Origin of the sequence: Chitinophaga lutea (assembly GCF_003813775.1) — a bacterium.
In the GTDB taxonomy this organism is placed as follows: domain Bacteria; phylum Bacteroidota; class Bacteroidia; order Chitinophagales; family Chitinophagaceae; genus Chitinophaga; species Chitinophaga lutea.
Genome location: NZ_RPDH01000001.1, coordinates 2,522,436 through 2,544,129, shown reverse-complemented (window position 1 = coordinate 2,544,129; position 21,694 = coordinate 2,522,436). Strand labels below are relative to the sequence as shown.

Sequence of the window (21,694 nt, the reverse complement as noted above, 5' to 3'; positions counted from 1 at the left end):
TTCAAGATCAGGATGCAGGGTCACTATTCAATTCCATATGCCCGTGCAGGCTTTAACTTTTCTTTATGTTTTTAGTGAAGTAATGAGGGTGTAACGTACGAGGCAAATATATGTTACATTCATCAACCGCGCGCGTCGGTCATTTTTTTGAGGAAGCTGTAGATGTCGTTCATGTCCTTCATGCGGTCAATGATGAGCATGAAGTTTTTGCCCAGTTGTTTCAGCCTTGCATTGTTGGTGCGGGTCTGGATATAATGCAGGATGTGCTGGAACGTGGGTGATTCAAAATAGGGACTATCAGGGTTGTTGATGAAATAACAACGAAGAGTTTCTTCTTTCAGGATCATTTTTTCAAAGCCCAGTTCGATGGCCATCCAACGGGTGCGGATGGTGGTAAACAGGTCTTTCACCGGTTCCGGCACGGGGCCGAAGCGGTCTTCCATCCCCTGTTCAAATTCCACGAGTTTGGCTTCCTGTGTGATGTTGTCGAGTTCCTGGTAGAGGTTGAGCCTTTCCTGGATGCTTTCCACATAGGAGTCCGGGATGAGGATCTCGAGGTCCGTATCGATGGTACAGTCGCTGATAAAATCTTTTTTCTCTTCCAGCTGATCTTTGAACAGGTCTTTAAAGTCGGTCTGTTTCAGTTCGCGGATGGCTTCGTCGAGGATCTTCTGGTACATATCGAACCCGATCTCGGCGATGAAGCCGCTTTGCTCGCCGCCCAGCAGGTTGCCGGCGCCGCGGATGTCGAGGTCGCGCATCGCTATCTGGAAACCGCTTCCCAGCTCACTATGCTGCTCCAGCGTCTGGAGGCGCTTGCGGCTGTCGGCCGGCAGGGTGCTCATGGGTGGTGCCAGCAGGTAACAGAATGCTTTTTTATTGCTTCGCCCAACGCGGCCGCGCAGCTGATGCAGATCGCTCAGGCCGAAGTGGTGCGCGTTATTGATGATGATGGTATTGGCGTTGGAAATATCCACCCCGCTTTCCACGATGTTGGTACAAACCAGCACGTCGTACTTGCGGTCGATGAAATCCATGATCACTTCTTCGAGCTTATGCCCTTCGAGCTGGCCGTGGGCCGTGGCGATGGAGAGGTCGGGGCACAGCTCCTGAAGCAGCCCTGCCATTTCCCGCAGGCCGTTGATGCGGTTGTGGATGAAATACACCTGGCCGCCACGCTCGGTTTCATAATAGATGGCGTCGCGTATCTGATCTTTATCGAACACCAGCACCTCCGTTTCGATCGGCTGCCGGTTCGGCGGCGGGGTGTTGATGACGGACAGGTCGCGGGCGCCCATCAGGGAGAACTGCAGCGTTCTGGGTATAGGCGTGGCCGTTAGGGTGAGCGTATCCACGTTCACCTTCATCGTTTTCAGCTTTTCCTTGGCGGTTACGCCGAACTTCTGTTCTTCGTCGATCACCATCACGCCAAGATCCTTGAACTTCACGTCTTTTCCCAGCAGCGCATGCGTGCCGATGATGATGTCCACCTTCCCTTCTTCGAGGCGTTTGAGCGTTTCCTTTTTCTCTTTGGAAGATTTGAAACGGTTGATGTAATCCACCGTGCAGGGGAAATCTTTCAGCCTTTCGGAAAACGTTTTATAGTGCTGGAACGCCAGGATAGTGGTGGGCACCAGCACGGCGGCCTGTTTGCCGTCTACCACGGTTTTGAAGGCAGCGCGCACGGCCACTTCCGTTTTCCCGAAGCCCACATCGCCGCAAACGAGGCGGTCCATCGGCCCGGGCGATTCCATATCGCGCTTCACATCGGCCGTGGCCTTGCTCTGGTCTGGCGTATCCTCGTAAATGAAAGATGCTTCCAGCTCCGTTTGCAGGTAGGTATCGGGCGTATGCGCGAAACCCTGCTGGGCTTTACGGGCGGCGTAGAGTTTGATGAGGTCTTTGGCGATATCCTTGACCTCGGTTTTCGCTTTCTCCTTCAGTTTTTCCCAGGCATCGCTGCCGAGTTTGTTGACCTTCGGAGATACGCCTTCCTTGCCGGTGTATTTGCTGATCTTGTGCAGTGAGTTGATGTTCACATACAGCAGATCGTTGTTTTTATAAATGATGCGGATGGCTTCCTGCATTTTGCCGCCCACTTCTATCTTCTGCAGGCCGCTGTACACGCCCACGCCATGATCGATATGGGTCACGAAGTCGCCTGCCTGCAACTCCTTCAGCGTTTTGAGGGTGATGGCCTTGTTCTTGTTGTAGGCCTGTTTCACCTTGTATTTGTGATAACGCTGGAAGATCTGGTGGTCCGTATAACACACCAGTTTCATGTCGTTATCGATAAACCCGGTGCTGATGGCAACGGGAATGGGATAGAACAGGAAATCCGCTTTCAGGTCCTCGAAAATGCTCCGCAGCCTTTCGAGTTGGCGGGGGTTTTCGGCGAAAATGAAAAGGGATGATTTTTCCGCGTTATGGCGTGCCAGGTCTTTGATCAGCAGGTCGAACTGGCGGTTGAAAACGGGCTGTTCGGTGGTATTGAACACCACGGACTGCACCGCGCCGGGTACCTTTTCGAAATTGAAATGCGGGCCGAACACCACGCAGGAGCGCTGCAGCAGCTGCTCCATGAGCGTGCCGCCTTTTACGAAATCGTCTTCGGTGAGCGCGATTTCCTCATCCTCGTTCACCCGTGCCCGCTGGCCGGTTTGCAGCCAGTCGTCGAGGCGTTCCTCCATCTGCCCGATCACGCCCTGCACATAAGCGGGGTCTTTGATCCAGATCACGGTATTGGCCGGCAGAAAGTCGGGCAGGCTCATTTTCGCATGCGTGGTAGCCCTCGTGTCCATATTGGCGATGAGGGTCACCTGCATCAGTTTCCGCTCGCTGAGCTGGGTTTCGGGGTCGAAGAGGCGGATGGAATCCACTTCTTCACCGAACAGCTCGAAGCGGTACGGTTTTTCGTTGCCGAAAGAATAGATATCGAGAATGCCCCCGCGCACGGCAAACTGGCCGGGGCCATATACGAAGTCTGAATGTTCAAACCCCCAGCCCGTGAGTTTCTCCAGCAGGCCGTCTATTTTCAGTGTTTCGCCCACTTTGATGTTCACCATGTTGGCGTTGTAGGCGGTATTGCCGGCCACTTTTTCGTAAAGGGCTTCCGGGTAGGTGACGAGCGCCTTCCGGTGTACCTGGCCGCCGGTGAACTTCATGAGAGCCTCGGTACGGAGCATGCTGTGACTGCTGTTCAGCTCCTGGAACTGGCCCGTTTTTTTGAACGAGTCCGGGAAGTAGAAGATGTCCAGCGCCTGGGTCAGCTGCTCCAGGTCGTTGTGAAAATAGGCGGCCTCTTCCCTGTCGTTCAGGATAAAGAGGTGGTTGAGGTCTTTTGCGCTCCAGGCGGAGGCGGCCACAAAGGCCGCGGCGCTGCCGGAGAGCCCGGTGAGGTGAAAATAGGCAGGCTGAGGCGTAGCTATCCCGTCCGTCAGCAATTTCAGACGGCTGTCGCGCTCAAATAATTGTAAAACTCCCTGCAAATTCATGAAGGATGCAAAGATAAGGCATTTTTGGTTGGGGCGGGCCTCATTACTGCATGTAAACCTTTCTTCAGGCGATACGCCCGGTGCGAGTCCTCGATCAAAATAATTTCATCTTAGGGTATTCTTAGGGTTATTCTTGGGTTATCATAGGTAATTATTTGAAAAAAGCCTAAGAAGACCCTAGGAATACCCAACTTTTTCCCTGAAAAGTCGTTAGGATGAATAAACAATCACTAAAATCTGTCTATTATGGCGATCAGCGAACATCTTTTATTGAAGAAGCTGTCCGGGCACGTAGGCCGGGAGGTGACGGCGACAAGACCGTGGTGGGTAAATACCAGGATATGAGCAACCGCACGCTCAGCCCGAAGCAGGTGCGAAATAACGAGATCATGGAAGAGGCCAACAACGAGGCCAAGCGTATTATGGCGGATGAAGAGCTGCGCCATGCCGCACAGGTGCGGCTGAATGTGACCAGCAACAAATTGTACACCTCACTGGTGAGGGAGTATTTTAAAGCGGCGCGGGATGCGGGTAATAAGGAAACGACCATTCCATAAAATAGCGCCTCGCCGGAGAGCGCGTATTTCAAAGGGACGCGGGCAACAATAGCAAAGCCCCAAGCCGAAATGTTTATTTCCCTGCCGGTGCTACCCTTCAGGAATTTTGCGTAATTTAAAAGCAGGGAAGCATCTTTTTACATAAATACTTCATAACATGCTCGAGCAATGGTACACTGGCGTGGTAACGAAGATTGTGGATGAAACGTATAATACGAAAAGGTTCTGGATACAGATACCCGAAAAAGCCAGCTTTGACTTCAAACCTGGCCAGTTTGTAACCCTCGACCTCCCGATTCACGAAAAGAAAAACAAACGATGGCGCAGTTATTCCATCGCCTCGCATCCGAATGGCAGTAACGAAATCGAACTGGTGATCGTACTGCTCGAAGGCGGCCTGGGCTCCACCTACCTGTTCACGCAGATCAAGGAAGGCAGCGAGCTGACGCTCCGCGGCCCGCTGGGCGTGTTCACGCTGCCGGAAGTGATGGAGCGCGACCTGTTCCTGGTATGCACCGGTACGGGCATCGCGCCTTTCCGGTCCATGGCGCATCACCTCCACCTGCATGGCATCCCTCATCCGAATATCTACCTGATCTCCGGCTCCCGCTACGAAAAAGACCTGCTGTACAAAACCGAAATGATGCAGCTGTCTGCCGACATGCCGGGATTCCAATACATCCCTACACTTTCCCGCGAAGACGCGCCTTCCTGGACCGGCCGAAAAGGCTACGTGCATGCCGTGTACGAAGAACTGCTGGCCGACAAACGGCCCGCGCATTTTTTCCTCTGCGGCTGGAAAGCGATGATCGATGAGGCGCGGCAGAAGATCGTGGCCATGGGATACGACCGGCACGATATCCATTTGGAGTTGTACGGATGATGGTTATTTTTGCTTAAAATCCTTTTATCTATGAAAAAATTCCTGTTCTCCATTGTGGCCATAGCCTGTTCGTTAATTGTCCGCGCCCAAAACCCACACATTGCGGATAATTACATTCTTCAAACTACCACCATCAACCCGGCCGCCAATCATGTTCCGTTATATACCGTCTGGAAATATAATAATCAGCAGGTAGGCTCGATTGGATATGGTTCCGATAATGGTGGATTGTACATGAGCAACTCCATAGGGGATATGTTTTTAAGTACCACAACGTCTACAAACAGCATCCGGTTTAATACGAATAATTCCCAGGCAATGCGTATTTCTCCCGAAGGCCGGGTGTCCATTGGTAGAAATGATGCCAGGTTTACACTCGATGTAGAGGGTGCTACCGGCGTAAAAAGTTCGTTGTGGGTGAAAACGAATTCAACTAATTCCAGTGAGATTATTCTTGAAAAACAAAATCAGAGTTATTATAGTATCGTTGCTAATAATGCAGGCTTTCTCTTCTATAACCACGGTACCGGCAACTCTTTTCTCCAGGCAGATGCTAATGATAATATTGGATTAGGAACCGCCGATACAAAAGGGCACAAGTTGGCCGTATCCGGCAGCATCATTGCAACAAGAGTAAAAGTGCAGCAAACACCCTGGCCCGATTACGTTTTCGAGCCAGACTATCAGCTCCCGTCCCTGGCAGCACTGGAAACTTATGTAAAAACACATAAGCACCTCCCCGGCGTTCCGACTGCGAAAGAAGTCACGGAAAACGGGCTGGATGTGGGCAGCACGCAGGCCGCGCTGCTGGAAAAAATCGAAGAGCTGACGCTCATCATCATCGAACAGCACAAAAAACTTGAAGCGCAGGAAAAACGGCTGAAGGCGGTTGAGAAGAAGCTGTATAAATAGGCGCACCGGTGGCATTGTATGCGCGAGAAACTCCGCTTCGGCCTGCCACCAACCACAGCATCCGGCAAACCGGGAGCGGGCATTACGCTATCTTAAACGCATAAAAAAGAAAACGGCTAAGCGCATCACTGCACTTAGCCGTCGCTTTATCCAGGAATCCGTTTATTCCATTATTTTCCTCATCACCATTTCCTTCACCTGCGCCAGGGGAATGCGCTCCTGCTCCATCGTATCACGGTAACGGATGGTAACGGTGCCGTCTTCCTTCGTCTGGTGGTCGATCGTTACGCAGAATGGCGTACCGATCGCATCCTGGCGGCGGTAGCGTTTACCAATCGCATCCTTTTCTTCATAAAAGCAGTAGAAGCTGGTTTTACAGGAGGCCATCAGTTCTTTGGCGATTTCGGGCAGCCCGTCTTTTTTGGTCAGTGGGAAGATGGCCAGTTTGATCGGCGCCAGTTTTGCCGGGAACTTCAGTACCACGCGGCTATCCTGTTTGTCTGCCGTGCTGAGGTCCTGCTCTTCATACGATTCGCTCAGGATCATCAGGCAGCAGCGGTCCAGGCCGATGGACGTTTCAATCACATACGGGATGTAGTTCTGGTTGATTTCGGGATCGAAGTACTGCATCTTCTTACCCGAGAATTTCTGGTGCTGGCTCAGGTCGAAATCGGTGCGGGAGTGGATGCCTTCCACTTCCTTGAAACCGATGGGGAAATTATATTCGATGTCCACCGCGGCGTCTGCATAGTGGGCCAGCTTCACATGGTCGTGGTACTGCAGGTTGGCCGGGTTGAGGCCCAGGCTCTGGTGCCATTTCATCCTTTCTTCTTTCCAGTAGGCATACCATTCCTTCTGGGTGCCGGGGCGGATGAAGAACTGCATTTCCATCTGTTCGAACTCGCGCATGCGGAATACGAACTGACGCGCCACGATCTCGTTACGGAAAGCCTTGCCCACCTGCGCGATACCGAACGGTATTTTCATGCGGCCGGTTTTCTGCACGTTGAGGAAGTTCACGAAAATCCCCTGTGCGGTTTCGGGGCGGAGGTATATTTCACTGGCTTCTTCAGATACGCTGCCCAGCTGGGTGGAAAACATCAGGTTGAACTGGCGCACGTCCGTCCAGTTCACCGTACCGCTTACGGCGCATTTGATCTGGTTATCTTCGATCAGCTTTTTCAGGCCGGCGAAGTCGTTTTCCTTCAGCAGCGCTTCCATATCGGCGATCAGCGCCGCAGCGGCATCAGCCGCCAGTGTTTCGGCGAACCCTTCAATGAGATGGTCTACCCGGTAACGTTTATTACTGTCTTTATTATCGATCATCGGGTCGCTGAAATTATCCACGTGCCCGGATGCCTTCCAGATAGTAGGGTGCATGAAAATGGCGGAATCGATACCCACGATGTTTTCGTGCATCTGCGTCATGCTCTTCCACCAGTAGTCACGGATGTTTTTCTTCAGCTCCGCGCCATACTGACCGTAGTCGTATACCGCGCTCAGCCCGTCGTAAATTTCGCTCGACTGGAAAATAAAACCGTATTCTTTACAATGCGAAATGATCGCCTGGAACTTGTTCTGATCTGTTGCCATAGGGCGCAAAGATAAATTTGAATTTTGAAACAACGTATTACAATAAAGTTATATTCATCTTAGTTTTTCATTATCCTTATGCCGGTTCGCGTCCCGGACGTTCTTTTTCTCGAAGTTCTTTTCCAGGGCTGCGGTGAGGTCGATGCCCGTCTGGTTGGCCAGGCAGAGCAGCACCCACATCACGTCGGCCAGTTCGTCGGCCAGCTCCTTCTTTTTATCCGATTCCTTGAACGACTGGTCGCCGTACTGCCTGGAGATGATCCGGGCCACCTCTCCCACTTCTTCGGTGAGAATGGCCATGTTGGTCAGTTCCGAGAAGTAACGCACCCCGGTGGTTTGTATCCACCGGTCCACTTTTTCCTGTGCTTCCTGGATTGTCATGCTCATTATTCGCGGTTTTTTGTATCGATGATGATGGTGACGGGGCCGTCGTTCAGCAGGCCCACTTTCATATCGGCGCCGAATTCCCCTGTACTGATGGTTTTACCCAGGTCTTTTTCCAGCTGCGATCTCATTTTCTCGTATATCGGAATGGCTGTTTCCGGTTTGCTGGCTTTGAGGTACGAGGGGCGGTTGCCTTTTTTCGTAGCGGCGTGCAGGGTGAACTGGCTGATCAGCAGGATGCCGCCGCCCGTGTCGAGCACGCTTCGGTTCATGACGCCCGCTTCGTCGTTGAATATCCGCAGGTTCACGATTTTATTGCTGAGCCAGGCGATGTCTTCATCCCCGTCTGCGTCCTCTATGCCGATCAGTACCAGCAGGCCGCCGTCTATGGCCGATTTCACCGTACCGTCGATGGTGACGGATGCGCTGGTAACACGTTGTATGACTGTTTTCACGGGATTCCCTTTACTTTTGCGTTTAAAGATAAGAAATGCTTTATGCCTGACGTATCATCGGAAATAAAATTCAAAACAGCGCGCAGCGGCGGCAAGGGCGGCCAAAACGTGAACAAGGTGGAAACCATGGTGGAAGGCTATTTCGACATCGCGGCGTCGGCCATTCTCAGCGGGGAGCAGAAAGCCCGGCTGCTGGAAAAGCTGGCCGCCAAACTGAATGCGGAAGGGCTGTTGCAGGTAAAGTCGCAAACAGAGCGCAGCCAGCTGGGGAACAAGGGAGAGGTGATCCGGAAAATGAACCACCTGATAGCGCAGGCGCTGATAGTGCCCAAAAAGCGCATCAAGGTAAAACCCACCAAAGCCATGATAGAAAAACGCATCCAGTTCAAAAAGCGGCTCGGCGAAAAAAAGAGCAACCGCCGCAATAACTTTGGAAACGAATAAGCCAACTCCTATTTTTGAAACAAAATCAGCGCATTGGGAAATATTAAAAAACTGGCGGGGCAAACCATCTGGTATGGTATTCCGACCATCGCCCACCGGTTCCTCGGATTTGTACTGCAGTTATTTCTTACCGGGCTTTTGCCAGCCGACGAATATGGGATCGTTACCCAGCTGTACGCCGCTATCCCCTTCCTGAACATCATTTTTACCTACGGCCTCGAAACGAGTTTTTTCCGGTTTGTGCAGAACACCGACCGGTCGAAGCTGTACAATACCCTTTGTGTGTCGATGCTGGTGAGTACCACGGTATTCACGCTGATACTGCTGGCGGGGGCGGGGGAAATCGCCACCGTGCTGGGCATCCGCGGTCATGAAACGCTCATTTTGCTCACAGCCGGCGTGATATTTTTCGACACCCTGGCCACCCTGCCCTTCGCTATGCTGCGGCAGGAAGGCCGCCCACGGAAATACGCCATGGTCAAGGTGCTCACGATCATTTCCCAGATCGCGCTGAGCGTATTTTTCCTGGTAGTATGCCCCGAGCTGGCCAAAAGAGGGCTGGCCGACTGGTACAATCCCGCGTTCAACGTGGGCTATTTTGTATTGTCGAACCTGCTGGCCAGTGCGTTGGCGCTGGTTTTCCTGTATAAAGAAATTTCCGTTTTCCGGTGGGTGTTCGATAGAGTGCTATGGAAGGAAGTGATGCACTACAGCCTGCCGCTGCTCATTGTGGGATTTGGCGGGATGATCAATGAAATGCTGAGCCGGCTGATTTTTGCCAGGGTGTACCCCTATCCCGAAGAGGAAACCCTCACACAACTGGGTATTTTCGGGGCGGGTTACAAACTGACAGTGCTGGTCAACATCTTCATCCAGGCCTTCCGGATGGGGGCGGAGCCCTTCTTTTTTAACCAGAGCAGCCGGGAAAATGCGCCGCAGACTTATGCCCGCGTCATGAAATTTTTTGTGATGGTATTGGGGGCGGTGTTCCTGGGGGTATCCCTCTTCCTCGACCTCTGGGGCCTCATCATCACCCTCGGGTCTGAAAAAAGGTACGCCGAAGCCCTGGGCATCGTACCGATACTTACCATGGCCGCGGTATTCCTGGGTATTTATTACAACCTCACCATCTGGTACAAGCTCACCAACCGGAACATGACCGGGGCCTACATCACCCTGGCCGGGGCCGTGATCACCATCGGGCTGAACTTCTGGTGGATCCCGGAATACAGCTACACAGGCTCATCCTGGGCCACCTTCATCTGTTACGCCTTTATGATGGTCGTATCTTACCTGCTGGGTCAGAAATATTACCCGGTGCCCTACAACGTCAAACGCATCCTTTTTTACCTGCTGCTGGCCGCGCTGATCTATGCCGGCCATGCGTGGCTGCGGGCACAGCACCCCGGCATGCTTGCCCTCCATGGAGCCGGCGCCGTAGGACTGGGTATATACATGGCCGTTATACTCTTTATGGAGCGGGACGAAGTACGCAGCCTCCTCTCACGCAAACCTCGTTGAGGGGTCTTCCGGCACAAAGGGGTTATGCTCCTTCTCGAACCCGATGGTAGTGGAAGGTCCATGGCCCGGGTACACCACGGTATCGTCCGGCAGGCGGTACAGCTGCTCCCGGATGCTGCGGGCCAATGTTTCAAAATTCCCCCCGGGGAAGTCAGACCGGCCCACACTCTGTTTAAATAACACATCTCCGGCAATGACAAACCCCTGCCGGGCACAGTAGAACGACACGCTGCCCGGTGAATGCCCCGGCGTGAACAGGATCTCCAGCTCGTCATTGCCCAGCACCACCTTCTCCCCCTCTTTCAGGTAACTTTTGGGCATCGGCGAGGGCTCAAATGGCAGGTTATACATCAGCCCCGACTGGGGCGACCGGTCGAGCACCACCTGGTCCTTGGCATGTATTTCCAGCCCCGTTCCGAACGTTTTCGCCACCAGGGCGTTACCGAATATGTGGTCGAGGTGACAGTGGGTATTGAGCAAACGGACCACTTTCAGGCCGTTTTCCTGTATAAACCGCAGAAATTCCGCCCGTTCATTTTCATAATAAAATCCCGGATCTATAATGATACACTCCTTTTTTTCGTTTATAAGAACGTATGTGTTTTCCTGAAGGGGATTCACCGTGAAATATTTGATTTCAAGCATTGTTGAACGATTTTTGCTAATTTTAATTCACAACACAATATTATCAATACTTTCCGTATGAACCGATTTATTACCAGGTCATTCATCCTTTCCTTTATCCTATTGATTGGCACGTTACACGTTCAGGCGCAGACTAATACGGTTGAGTTTGGTCAGAACCGGGTTCAGTACAAAAACTTCAAATGGCGCTTCTATACCACCCGCCACTTCAATACCTATTTCGCGCAGAACGGCCTGGAACTCGGAAAGTATGTAGCACAGACCGCCGAAAAGGAACTTCCCTCCCTGGAGGAATTTATGGAGTACACCTTCCGGCAGAAGGTAAATATCGTGGTGTATAACAACTTCGGCGAATTCAAACAATCCAATATCGGGATAGGGATCGACTGGCAGAATACCGGCGGGATCACCAAGCTGGTTGGTAATAAGCTGCTGGTGTACTTCGACGGCGACCACGCCAACCTCCGCCGCCAGATCCGCCAGGGCATTGCCCGGGTAATGCTCGAAACCCTCCTGTTCGGGGAAGACATCGGGGAATTTGCCGGCAACGCCGTACTGATCGACTTCCCCAACTGGTTTACCGACGGGTTCATCGCCTACGCCGCCGAAAACTGGACGGCCAAGCTCGACGACGAACTGAAATCGACCCTGCTTTCCGGCAAATATTCCACTTTCAACCAGCTCGCTTTCGATAAACCCCTCCTGGCCGGCCAGGCTTTCTGGTATTACGTGGAAAGCAAGTACGGCAAAGACGCGGTGCCTTATCTCATGTACATCACCCGCATCAACCGCGGGCTCAAAAAAGGCTTTGAACAGGTGCTGCATATGACGCCCAAAAATGCCATGAAAGATTTCATGACCTATAACCTGCGGCGCTACCAGCAGGACAACCGCCGCCGCCGCCAGGTTACCCGCGGTACGGGCGTGATCTCCAACGAAATCGGCAAAAAAGATTATTTCCGTTACCAGGCCAATCCTAAAAACAGCATGTATGCCGTAGTGGAGTATACCAAGGGCCTCTATAAAGTAAAAATCAACCTGGGCTGGAGCACCACCAAGGTGTTGCTGAAAAGCGGCGTACGCCAGCTTACCTCCAAACTCGATCCCAACTATCCCCTGCTGGCCTGGAACCAGAAAGGGAACCGCCTCGCCATTATTTACGAGCACGAAGGCAAAACCAAACTCATGGTGTACGACCTCATTTCGAAAATCACCATCCGTCAGGACCTTCCTCAGTTCGACCGGGTGATCGACATGAAGTATTTCTTCGAGTTTGATAACTCCCTGCTGCTGTCTGCCGTGAAAAACGGGCATACTGATATTTTCACCTACAGTATCAGCAACGGTAAAACCGAGCAGATCACCAACGACGTGTACGACGACCTCGACCCTTCGTTTGTGGCCTTCCCCGGCAAAAGCGGCATCATCTATTCCTCCAACCGGCCGGGCCCCAAGGCCCGCAGTGCAGATACCGTGCTGCCGCACAACCGGTACAACATATTCCTGATCGACAACTGGAACAAATCGTCCGAAAAACAGGTGTCGCAGCTCACCAACCTGCCCTACGGCAACGCACGCCTGCCGGTGCAGTACAATACCACCCACTTCACATTCGTGAGCGACGCCAATGGCATCAATAACCGTTATGCAGGTTTCTTCAAGGCCGAAAGAGCCGGCGTGGACTCGCTGTTTTTCGTAGGCGCCGAAATCCTGCACAATCCCGATAAGGAAGAGCTCGATTCCGCCCTCGCCGAATACGGCAGCACAGCGCCCGATTCCGTGCAGGCCATCACCATCACCAACGATTCCACCTATGTATTCCCCGTTACCAACTACCAGTATGGTATCAAGGAATCAAGGATCGCCGGCGACCAGGGGCTCGTTTCCGAAGTGGTACAGGTCGGCGATTACAAACGCCTGTATAAACTGAAAGTGGATACCAACACCCTTCGCAGAAGGAACGTAACGGCACGGCCCACTACTTTCATGGCGCGGAAAATGCATGAAGACAGCCTGAAACTCGGGCTGCCCAGCTACTACCAGCAAAAAGACACCGCGTCCAAACAAAACGACTTTTTCCTGAACGAGTTCGGCAACGAGCCGGTAGACACTACTGCCAAAGCCGCCGAACAGCTGATACCCGGCCGCGAGGAGCCGCCGGTACTGAAACAGGCACGGCTGAGCAATTACAAGCTCAAATTCTCGTCCGATTACCTGGTGGCCCAGCTCGACAACTCCGTGATGATGAACCGGTACCAGCCGTATTTCGGCCAGCCGTCGAGCCCCATCCGCCTCAACGACCCGGTGAACGGCCTGGTGCGTATCGGCGTGAGCGACCTCATGGAAGATTATAAATTTTCCGGCGCGTTCCGCATTCCGCTGGCGCTGGACGGTACGGAATATATGTTCTCCATGTCGTACCTGAAAAGAAGGTTCGATTATAAATTCACCTACTACCGGAAGGTAGACAAGGCTACCCTGGGTATATCGACCGACTCCACGGAGGCCGGCTACCCCATCAAGAACAAAACCAACATCTTCCAGCTGGAAGTGCGGTATCCCTTTGATGTGGTGCGCAGCATCCGCATGACGGGCGGTATCCGCACAGACGAAATGGTGGTGCTCGCCAACGACGAGCCTTCGCTGAAAATGCAGAACTTCAAGGAAACCGCTGTGATAGGCCGCCTGGAATATGTGCACGACAATGTGCTTAACCCGGCCATCAATATTTACAAGGGCACCCGCTATAAACTGTACGGCGACCTGCTGGCGCAGATCAAAAGCAACCGCAACACCCTGTTCAACAAGGTAACGCCCAAAGGCAAGCTGACCTACAATATGGGCGGTGAAATCCGCCACTACGTTGAGATCCACCGGAACTTCATCTGGGCCACCCGTTTTGCCGCAGACGTGAGCTGGGGCAGCCGCAAGCTGATCTATTTCCTCGGCGGTGTTGACAACTGGCTGATCAAACCGGACATCTACCGCAACAACCTAGTGGGCAACGACAATTACGCCTACCAGACGCTCGCGGTGAATATGCGCGGATATAAACAGAATGCCAAAAACGGCAACAACGTGGTATTGATGAACACCGAGCTGCGCCTGCCGGTGCTCACCACTTTCCTCGATAAGCCCATCAACTCCGCATTTTTGCGCAACTTCCAGCTGATGACCTTCATCGATATCGGTACGGCATGGAACCAGAAGCTGTCGTTCAAAGACGCCAACTATACCACTTACTCCACGCCGGACGGCATCGTGGTGCGCATCAAGGAAGGTTTCCTCGGGCCGTTTGTAGGCGGTTACGGATTCGGCGCCAGAACCACGCTGCTGGGCTACTTCATGAGAGTAGACGCAGGCTGGCCAATGACCGGGTTCTTCCGCGGCAAGCCGCTGGTAACGCTGGCGATGGGCGTAGATTTCTAAACAAGATATTTCGCATAAGCAAGAGGCTGCATCTGAATGGATGCAGCCTCTTGCTTTATACGGTAAGTTGTTTTTGGAGTGAAGGTATTGCCCCCGGAAGATTTGCTTTGTCAGGATGAATGTTGCGGAAGAAGGTTGTTGCGGTATTCGGAGGAAACGCTTTTAGGAGCATTGCAGGTGGTAAGCGGTCTTTAGAGTGAAGATATTGGCGTTGACGGTTAACTTCTTCAGGTTGAATTTGCGGCAGAGGTTTGTTTCGGGTTTTCGAGAGGAAACACTTTTAGGGGCATTGCAGGCGGTAAGTGATTGGGGAAAGTAAAGATGCTTGCGCTGGCGATTACTTCTTCAGGTTGAATTTGCGGCAGAGGTTTGTTTCGGGTTTTCGAGAGGAAACACTTTTAGGGGGATTGCAGGCGGTAAGTGATTGGGGGAAGTGAAGATGCTTGCGCTGGCGATTACTTCTTCAGGTTGAATTTGCCGAAGAAAGTGTTGCGGTATTCGGGAGGAAATCTTCTTTACGGAGCGCCCGACCTGTTCAGATCAACTTCGGAATAAAAATCAGCCCCCCCACTACCGCGGCCGCCAACGCAGCCACCAGTACCGCCCCTGCCGCCACGTCTTTGATCCATTTAACGGAGCTGTGGCGTTCGGGATGGAGGAGATCCATTGTTTTTTCGATCGCCGTGTTGAGCATTTCCGTGACCCAGACGAGGGCCATGGCGAAGGTCAGGAGTGCCCACTCCGTGAGGGTGCATCCGAGCCAGCTGGCCAGTGCAACCACTGCGATGGTGGCTACCAGGTGAATGCGGCCGTTGGGCTCGCTGCGCAGGAAGGCCAGTATGCCGTTAAAGGCGAAACGGAAGCTGCGCAGCCTGTTTCGGAGTGTTTGCATGAAGAGGATTTACTGGCTGAATTTGATCATGGCTTCGAGCGCCGCGAGGTGCCCTTTGAACGCCTTTTCCCCGGTTTTGGTAATGGAATAGGTGGTATTCGTTTTCCGGCCGATGAACCCTTTGTGCACCTTGATATACGCATTCTCTTCCAACGTGCTCAGATGCGAGGCCAGGTTGCCGTCCGTCACTTCCAGCACCTCCTTCAGATCGTTGAAGCTCACTTCCTCGTTGACCATGAGCACACTCATAACACCCAGGCGGATGCGGCTTTCAAATACTTTATTCAGATTACCGATCGGGTTCATACCTTGCTGATTTGTTAGGCGGCTTTTCGTTCATATTTCCACCACATGATGGCGCCATACAGAATGTGCATCACACCAAAACCGAGTGCCCAGAAAAAGAGGCCGTTGTACAGGTTGAACAGGGCGATGATGCCCAGCACAACTTCCACATAGCCCAGGTAACGTATATCCGTAAGCGTGTATTTGCTGGCGTTGACCAGTGCGAGGCCGTAAAACACCAGGCACGAAGGGGCTACAAGGCCTACGTAACCAAGATCCAGCAGGCCGAGGATAAAAAAGCCACCGGCTCCCAAGGGGATGGCAAGGTTGATGAACACTTTCCGCGCCGACGCGTCCCAGATAGGAAGGCCCTGCTGCCGGGCCTTGCGCCAGGTAAAGTAGAAACCGGCGCTCAGTGCGGCCACCAGCACGGCGCAGGCAATCAGCATGAGGCGGAAAACCAGCACGGTTTCGCTGGTACGCTCGTAGCCGTAGCCTCCCCTGCCACCTCCATCGTTCAGCAGATCCCAGGCAAAGTAAGCGCCGACCAGCGCGCTCACCCCGGCGCCAATACCGCCCAGGCCGCTTAGCGACATAAAGCGGGTGCTCCGCTCCATCAGGCGTTTGATATCACTCAGGGTGTCGAGGTGTTGTTGCTCATTCATAGAAAAGCACTTTGTGCATCAAAGCTATGAAATATTTGGCACGTTATTCATAGTATATGGGCGTGTCTGGGGCTGTTTCCCGGGTTTACACCGGTAAATGCCCGGATAGCGGAGAACTGTGCCGGCTTTGCCATGTCATTTAACGCAGATGGCAGCCTCCGTTTGCAGAATGCATGATGGCCAGCAGCTTCCAGACCACTCAAGGTATGACCTGTTTACAGGATGCATCGCGCCGGAAGGCACTATCGGAATGGCGCTCCGGCAGACAATGCCGCCACCGGTCCGTTATTTCACCAAATAATACCGGTCGCGCCCTTCATCCAGCCTGCCGGGAAAGATAAAAATTTGTTATAAATATGTCGTTTTACCCTTCATTGAACGTTGTATCTGTGAAAATATCTAATTTGCCTCGTGTATGACCGGCTGGAAACGAACCATAGCTTTGATTATTTGTACCGTCAGCTTCTTCCCCCTTAGCGCTCAATATAAGATCAGTGGAATTGTAAAGGATGCGCATACGCAGGAACTGATTCCCTTTGCCACCTTGCAGTTTGTTGGCACCAACACCGGTATGGTCACCGATGCAAACGGCGCATTTCTCTTCGAACTGCCCTCGATTCCGTCAGACTCCCTGCTGGTAAGGGTCATGGGTTACGGCAGGATGGTCCTGTTTGTGAACCGGCAACTGAAGGAACAAACGCTCAATTTTGAAATCACCCGTGGCGACGTTTCGCTCAAACAATACGAGGTAAAGGCGAACGTCAATTTCGCCCTCATCCTGCTGCGGCAGATCATCCGGCGCAAACCGTACAATAACTACGACCGCCTTGACAGTTATACCTACGAGGTGTACAATAAACTCGAGCTGGACATTAAAAACCTCAATACGGTGAAACTGTCCAAAAACCGCTTCACCAAACCCTTTTCCTTCATCCTGAAAAATATCGACAGCACTACTGAAAACCAGCCCTTCCTGCCGGTATTCCTCACGGAAAGCATATCCGACTACTATTTCCAGAAAGACCCTAAAAAAACCAAGGAAGTTATCAAGGCCAGCCGCACCTCGGGGCTCGATAACGAAAGCGTGACCAAGTTCCTCGGCGGGATGTACCAGAACATCAACGTGTACGACAACTTCATCCCCGTTTTCGACAAGAGTTTCGTAAGCCCGGTGAATAACAGCGGCGCCCTCTATTACCACTACCGCATTACCGATACACAGTACGTCAATAACTTGCGCTTCATCAAACTGAACTTCGAGCCGCGCCGCAAAGGCGAGAACGTTTTTGTGGGCGAAGTATGGGTGCAGGATTCCACCTACGCCATCCAGAAAATGAGCCTGTCGGTGCCCGGTGACGCCAACATCAATTTCGTGCGAAAAATAAGCCTGGTGCAGGAGTTCAAGCCGATGACCGACAGCAGCGGGTGGTTCCTTGCCAAGGATAAGTTTATCGTCGACTTCTGGACGCCCAGCCCGAAACCGACCAAAACCATCGAGTTCATCGGCCGGAAAACCACTTCCTACAACAACATCAAAGTAAACGATACCGCCGCCACCAATATCTTCACCGAAAAACGGTACCCTCAGAACATTGTGGTGGCAGACAGTGCGCGCAACCGGCCGGACGATTTCTGGGCCACCCACCGGCACGATTCGCTGACCAAAAATGAGGTGGCCATTTACAAGATGGTGGATACCCTGCAGAAAATCCCCCTCTTCCAGAAATACTCCAATACCATCCGCTTCCTCGCCACCGGCTATAAACCCGTGGGCCCGATCGAATTCGGCCCCTACTGGTACCTGTTCTCGCAAAACAGCCTCGAAGGGTTCCGGATGCGGCTCGACCTGGGCACCACCCCGGAATTCAATAAAAACATTTACCTCAACGGTTATCTCGCGTACGGCTTCGGCGACGACCGTTTTAAAGGCAAAATATCAGCCCTCTGGCTGCTGAAACGCCACCCGCGCATGTATGTGTACGGCTCGTTCATCCGCGACCTGGACAATGGCGCCAACTACTACGACGAAGTCGGCACCGATAACATCTTTTCGCTGGCCATCCGTAAGCCGAACATCCCGCAGAAGTTCATGCTGATCGATGAAAAACGCGCGGAATTCTATAAAGAATATTTCTCCGGCTTCTCCCATCACTTCTCGGTATCGCACAAACAATTCCTGCCCTTCCCGCCGCTGCCCGCGGGCGACTTCTTCCCGCATAACGGCGAGGGCCTCGACCCGCTGACCAATATGGAAGTGGCCGTAAAGCTGCGTTATGCCTTCCGCGAAGAATTCCTTGAAGGGAATTATTACCGCTTCAGCCTCGGCAGCAAATACCCGATTGTCGAGTTCAAATACGCCCTCGGTGTAAAAGGTTTTATGAAGAGCAACTACAACTATCATAAAACCGCGCTGACCGTGTCGGACTACATCAAACTGGCGCCATTCGGCCAACTGTACTATAATTTCTTCGGCGGTAAGATCTTCGGTTCGCCGCTGCCTTATACCCAGCTGGAAATCCATCCCGGCAACGAAATCTACTATTACAATAAGTACGCGTTCAACATGATGAACCGCTACGAGTTCATCAGCGACGAATATGCTGGCTTCAACCTGGAGCACACCATCGGCAGCGGCATTTTCAATTACATCCCGCTGGTGCGCAAACTGAAGTTCCGCCAGTTCTGGACCGCCAAAGGCGTGATAGGCCGCTTGTCCGAAGCCAACAGGAACATGAACCTGACCGCAGGTTATCCTTTCAAAACCCTGCAGGGCAATCCCTACATCGAAGTAGGTACCGGCGTGGAGAACATTCTCAAATTCATCCGGGTCGACTTTGTATGGCGCCTCGCCCCCAAACCGCTGCCCGACGAACCGTATGAAAAGCGCTTCGGCATCTTCGGCAGTTTCCGCCTGCAGTTTTAAGGTGTAACAAACAATGGATGATGTCCCTTCACAACTGGAATGAATATCCCGCATCAAAGACGATGTTTTCCCACCATCAAAGCAACCGGGAAAGATAGACATCTTCAACCCGTTATATTGAGGAGTGTAACAAACAATGGATGTCGTGCCGGAGCTACTGCAAACGCTGCAACTGTTTTTCTATGCCGTCCATTTTTTCCAGCAGGTGATGCACGCCGTCCAGCAACGCGTTTATACCCGACGCTTCCAGCGTTGCATCATCCCCCAGCAAAGCCGTATAATGCACGTGCAGCAGTTTTGCAATAGCCATCAGCATCGGCAGCGTTACCCTTTTGATCATATTCCTTTCTATATTTCCGTACGACGTTTTGCTGATCTGTAACCGGGAAGCCATATACTCCTGCGTTACATTTCTGCTTTCGCGAATCTTCCTGATCTGTGAACCAATATCCATGATAAACACTGCTATAACGGCAATATTAACGGCATAAAAAACACGCGCCAAAACAAATTGGTGAAAGCTGAAATAGTATCGGGATTATCGAATAAAAAGTCGGAGAGAGGGGAAAAATTCGCAAAAAAAATGCACTCAATTTGAGTGCATTCATATCATTTTGAAAGCCGGAAATATTATTTGAGAAAGCGCCTGCCGATCAGCCCGAAAATCAGCGCGCCGGCCAGTGCGCCCGCACCGTCGGCCACCACATCCCAGATTTCGAAACTGCGGTTGGCGGTGAAATACTTCTGGATAAACTCGATGGCCAGCCCGTAGAGCGTAACGAAAAGGGCGAGGTAAAAAAGCCCGGAAGTACTGACGCGCCCGCGCTGCCGGTGATACCCGTACGCCAGCAAAATAACGGTGCCGCCGAATAAAAAGAAATGCACGATTTTGTCGAGGTGGATCAGGTCAAGCCATGAAGTGGGTTTCACCGCCGGCACCGGCATCGTGCACAAAAAAAGAATGAGGATGATCCATCCTAACGCGGGTAAGTAGTAACGGATCATCCTCATTTTATTTGAATTCGCTTCGTTCATTATTATTCGCCGATCAGCGCTTTATAAGCATCTGCGGTCAGCAAAGCGTCCACATCTGCCGTGTTTTCCACCTGAATGGTCACCATCCAGCCTTCGCCGTACGGGTCGGTATTCACGAGCTCCGGATTGCCTTCGAGGCGGGGATTGATTTCGCCCACCGTGCCGGATACCGGTAAAAACAGGTCGGATACGGTTTTTACAGCCTCCACGGTGCCAAAAATCTCTTCTGCTTTCAGGGCTTTGCCTACGGTGTTGATGTCTACAAATACAATATCACCGAGCTCACGCTGTGCAAAATCGGTAATACCCACTTTAGCAGTATTCCCTTCGAGCAATACCCACTCATGGTCTTTTGTGTAACGCAGTTCTGACGGAAAATTCATGTCAATTTTGATTTTGAGCCGTAAAAATAAAGATTTACGGGCAGAATAATAAAAAACTTCTTCGTTAACAATGGCTTAGAAAAACAGGAATTTCTTGACGAGCCTGATTTTCCGGATGCGCACGTCCTGCACGGGCCGGTTGTTTTTGTCGGTTTTTACCGCGGCAATGCTGTCGATCACGGCCAGCCCGCTGACCACTTCCCCGAATACGGTGTAACTCTGATCGAGGTGCGGCGATCCGCCGATCCTTTTATACGTTTCCCGCTGGTCGACGGGTATCTTGCGGCCCCCAAGGCGGGTTTGTTCCAGCGTATCGAGCTGGCCGTCCGTGAACTTTTTGCCCTGCACGATATAAAACTGGCACCCGTCGGAGGCTTTGGCGGGATTGTTATCGCGCGCCGCCGCCAGCACGCCTTTTTTATGGTACAGGTCGAGCTGGAACTCGGCGGGCACCGTATATCCCACGCTGCCTTCACCCAGCAAAGTACCGGCCGCGGCCCTTTTGGACGAGGGGTCGCCGCCCTGTATCATAAATTGTCTGATCACCCGGTGAAACAACAGGCTGTCGTAAAAACGGCGCTTCACCAGTTTGATGAAATTGTCGCGGTGCTTCGGCGTCTGGTCGTACAGCCTGATCACCATGGTGCCGTAATCGGTGGTCACCTTTACTTTGCGGTTACGTTGGGCGTTGGCGGCCAATCCGGCCAGCAGCAACAAAGCAATGAGCAGGGTTTTATGCATGAGGTTTGTTTGTTGTGGTGGAACGGGCGGCGGGATCCGGGCCCAGCAGCCGTTGCGTCGCACCCTTCAGCGATAGTGGGGCATGCGGCGGATTAATATCTCCGGTTTTACTCCTCCTCGAAATAAGCGATCACATGCTCCTTTAAAAACCGCTCCTGCTCTTCGAGCCCCATCTTGGGCACGGGCTGCAGCTCTTTGAAATGCGGCCACCCGTCGCGGTCGCGTCCTTCCGGTTCATAATACCCGCTCTGGGTCAGCAGCGTACACACGGCGATATGCATCAGGTCCTGTTTCTGTTCCTTGGTGAATTTCGTTTTGGGGCTGTTCAGCTCCTGTATCCCGATCAGTAAAAGAATGGCCTCCATGTTCGGCGTTTTGCCGAAACGTTCGTGCAGCAACTCCTCCACTTTCTTCCATCTTATTGCAAAGTCTTCCTGTTCCATCCCTTGGTTT

General features: G+C 52.4%; 19 protein-coding genes and 1 pseudogene. 7 read left to right on the top strand and 13 right to left on the bottom strand.

Annotated elements, in window-relative coordinates; genetic code table 11:
* Nucleotides 1-122 precede the first annotated feature (122 nt).
* Nucleotides 123-3,494 carry a transcription-repair coupling factor gene (mfd, locus tag EGT74_RS10265; RefSeq protein ID WP_123846413.1) on the bottom strand — a complete coding sequence of 1,124 codons (3,372 nt, stop codon included), beginning with the start codon at nucleotides 3,492-3,494 and terminating at the stop codon, nucleotides 123-125.
* A gap of 341 nt (nucleotides 3,495-3,835) precedes the next feature.
* On the opposite strand from mfd, the gene EGT74_RS10260 reads away from it, so the two are divergent.
* The 3 genes from EGT74_RS10260 (at nucleotide 3,836) to EGT74_RS10250 (ending at nucleotide 5,846) form a co-directional block, all read left to right on the top strand.
* Nucleotides 3,836-4,051, top strand: coding sequence for a hypothetical protein (locus tag EGT74_RS10260; protein WP_123846412.1), 216 nt, complete (start codon nucleotides 3,836-3,838; stop codon nucleotides 4,049-4,051).
* A gap of 157 nt (nucleotides 4,052-4,208) precedes the next feature.
* Nucleotides 4,209-4,934: a ferredoxin--NADP reductase gene (locus tag EGT74_RS10255; protein ID WP_123846411.1), complete on the top strand. Its 726-nt coding sequence runs from the start codon at nucleotides 4,209-4,211 to the stop codon at nucleotides 4,932-4,934.
* Between the two features lie 30 nt (nucleotides 4,935-4,964).
* Complete coding sequence (locus EGT74_RS10250) at nucleotides 4,965-5,846, top strand: hypothetical protein (protein ID WP_123846410.1); 882 nt, start codon at nucleotides 4,965-4,967, stop codon at nucleotides 5,844-5,846.
* A 162-nt stretch (nucleotides 5,847-6,008) separates the two neighbouring features.
* Here the strand turns inward: EGT74_RS10250 and EGT74_RS10245 are convergent, their stop codons facing one another.
* The 3 genes from EGT74_RS10245 to dtd are packed head-to-tail and all read right to left on the bottom strand — an operon-like array spanning nucleotide 6,009 to nucleotide 8,278.
* Complete coding sequence (locus EGT74_RS10245; RefSeq protein WP_123846409.1) at nucleotides 6,009-7,439, bottom strand: glycine--tRNA ligase; 1,431 nt, start codon at nucleotides 7,437-7,439, stop codon at nucleotides 6,009-6,011.
* A gap of 54 nt (nucleotides 7,440-7,493) precedes the next feature.
* Nucleotides 7,494-7,826, bottom strand: a complete 333-nt coding sequence (locus EGT74_RS10240) for a nucleotide pyrophosphohydrolase (protein WP_246008173.1) — start codon at nucleotides 7,824-7,826, stop codon at nucleotides 7,494-7,496.
* The gene (dtd, locus tag EGT74_RS10235) at nucleotides 7,826-8,278 is read right to left on the bottom strand and encodes a D-aminoacyl-tRNA deacylase (protein ID WP_123846408.1); all 453 of its coding nucleotides are present in this window, start codon (nucleotides 8,276-8,278) and stop codon (nucleotides 7,826-7,828) included. Before dtd ends, EGT74_RS10240 begins: the two co-directional genes overlap by 1 nt.
* Nucleotides 8,279-8,335: 57 nt before the next feature.
* Between dtd and arfB the strand changes: the two are divergent.
* Together arfB and EGT74_RS10225 are read left to right on the top strand one after the other, a co-directional pair.
* Nucleotides 8,336-8,722, top strand: a pseudogene (arfB, locus tag EGT74_RS10230) (alternative ribosome rescue aminoacyl-tRNA hydrolase ArfB); the annotation flags it as partial.
* Nucleotides 8,723-8,755: 33 nt separating this feature from the next.
* Nucleotides 8,756-10,243 carry a lipopolysaccharide biosynthesis protein gene (locus EGT74_RS10225; protein WP_123846406.1) on the top strand — a complete coding sequence of 496 codons (1,488 nt, stop codon included), beginning with the start codon at nucleotides 8,756-8,758 and terminating at the stop codon, nucleotides 10,241-10,243.
* Here the strand turns inward: EGT74_RS10225 and EGT74_RS10220 are convergent.
* Entirely contained in the window at nucleotides 10,226-10,888 is a 663-nt protein-coding gene (locus tag EGT74_RS10220) for an MBL fold metallo-hydrolase (RefSeq protein ID WP_123846405.1), read from the bottom strand. The genes EGT74_RS10225 and EGT74_RS10220 overlap by 18 nt on opposite strands.
* Before the next feature lie 57 nt (nucleotides 10,889-10,945).
* Between EGT74_RS10220 and EGT74_RS10215 the strand changes: the two genes are divergently transcribed.
* The gene (locus EGT74_RS10215; protein WP_246008172.1) at nucleotides 10,946-14,317 is read left to right on the top strand and encodes a TolB-like translocation protein; all 3,372 of its coding nucleotides are present in this window, start codon (nucleotides 10,946-10,948) and stop codon (nucleotides 14,315-14,317) included.
* A gap of 535 nt (nucleotides 14,318-14,852) precedes the next feature.
* On the opposite strand, the gene EGT74_RS10210 is transcribed toward EGT74_RS10215, so the two are convergent.
* The 3 genes from EGT74_RS10210 to EGT74_RS10200 are packed head-to-tail and all read right to left on the bottom strand — an operon-like array spanning nucleotide 14,853 to nucleotide 16,159.
* A complete protein-coding gene (locus tag EGT74_RS10210) occupies nucleotides 14,853-15,209 on the bottom strand; it encodes a diacylglycerol kinase family protein (RefSeq protein ID WP_123846404.1) in 357 nt (118 codons plus the stop codon).
* 9 nt (nucleotides 15,210-15,218) lie between these two features.
* Nucleotides 15,219-15,515 carry a winged helix-turn-helix domain-containing protein gene (locus EGT74_RS10205; protein ID WP_123846403.1) on the bottom strand — a complete coding sequence of 99 codons (297 nt, stop codon included), beginning with the start codon at nucleotides 15,513-15,515 and terminating at the stop codon, nucleotides 15,219-15,221.
* A gap of 14 nt (nucleotides 15,516-15,529) precedes the next feature.
* On the bottom strand, nucleotides 15,530-16,159 hold the full coding sequence (locus EGT74_RS10200) for a hypothetical protein (RefSeq protein WP_123846402.1): 630 nt from the start codon (nucleotides 16,157-16,159) through the stop codon (nucleotides 15,530-15,532).
* Between the two features lie 442 nt (nucleotides 16,160-16,601).
* Here EGT74_RS10200 and EGT74_RS10195 point away from each other — a divergent pair, with 442 nt between their 5' ends.
* Nucleotides 16,602-19,082 (top strand): DUF5686 family protein, encoded by a 2,481-nt coding sequence (locus EGT74_RS10195; RefSeq protein ID WP_158618085.1) that lies wholly within the window; start codon nucleotides 16,602-16,604, stop codon nucleotides 19,080-19,082.
* Between the two features lie 154 nt (nucleotides 19,083-19,236).
* Here EGT74_RS10195 and EGT74_RS10190 read toward each other — a convergent pair whose 3' ends face one another.
* The 5 genes from EGT74_RS10190 to EGT74_RS10170 all read right to left on the bottom strand — a co-directional run bounded on the left by EGT74_RS10190 (nucleotide 19,237) and on the right by EGT74_RS10170 (nucleotide 21,684).
* Nucleotides 19,237-19,536: a helix-turn-helix domain-containing protein gene (locus EGT74_RS10190; RefSeq protein ID WP_123846400.1), complete on the bottom strand. Its 300-nt coding sequence runs from the start codon at nucleotides 19,534-19,536 to the stop codon at nucleotides 19,237-19,239.
* Nucleotides 19,537-19,712: 176 nt separating this feature from the next.
* Complete coding sequence (locus EGT74_RS10185) at nucleotides 19,713-20,087, bottom strand: VanZ family protein (RefSeq protein ID WP_158618084.1); 375 nt, start codon at nucleotides 20,085-20,087, stop codon at nucleotides 19,713-19,715.
* A 32-nt stretch (nucleotides 20,088-20,119) separates the two neighbouring features.
* Nucleotides 20,120-20,500 carry a glycine cleavage system protein GcvH gene (gcvH, locus tag EGT74_RS10180; RefSeq protein ID WP_123846398.1) on the bottom strand — a complete coding sequence of 127 codons (381 nt, stop codon included), beginning with the start codon at nucleotides 20,498-20,500 and terminating at the stop codon, nucleotides 20,120-20,122.
* Between the two features lie 75 nt (nucleotides 20,501-20,575).
* Entirely contained in the window at nucleotides 20,576-21,241 is a 666-nt protein-coding gene (locus EGT74_RS10175; protein ID WP_123846397.1) for a peptidylprolyl isomerase, read from the bottom strand.
* A 107-nt stretch (nucleotides 21,242-21,348) separates the two neighbouring features.
* Nucleotides 21,349-21,684: a hypothetical protein gene (locus tag EGT74_RS10170; RefSeq protein WP_123846396.1), complete on the bottom strand. Its 336-nt coding sequence runs from the start codon at nucleotides 21,682-21,684 to the stop codon at nucleotides 21,349-21,351.
* Nucleotides 21,685-21,694 lie beyond the last annotated feature (10 nt).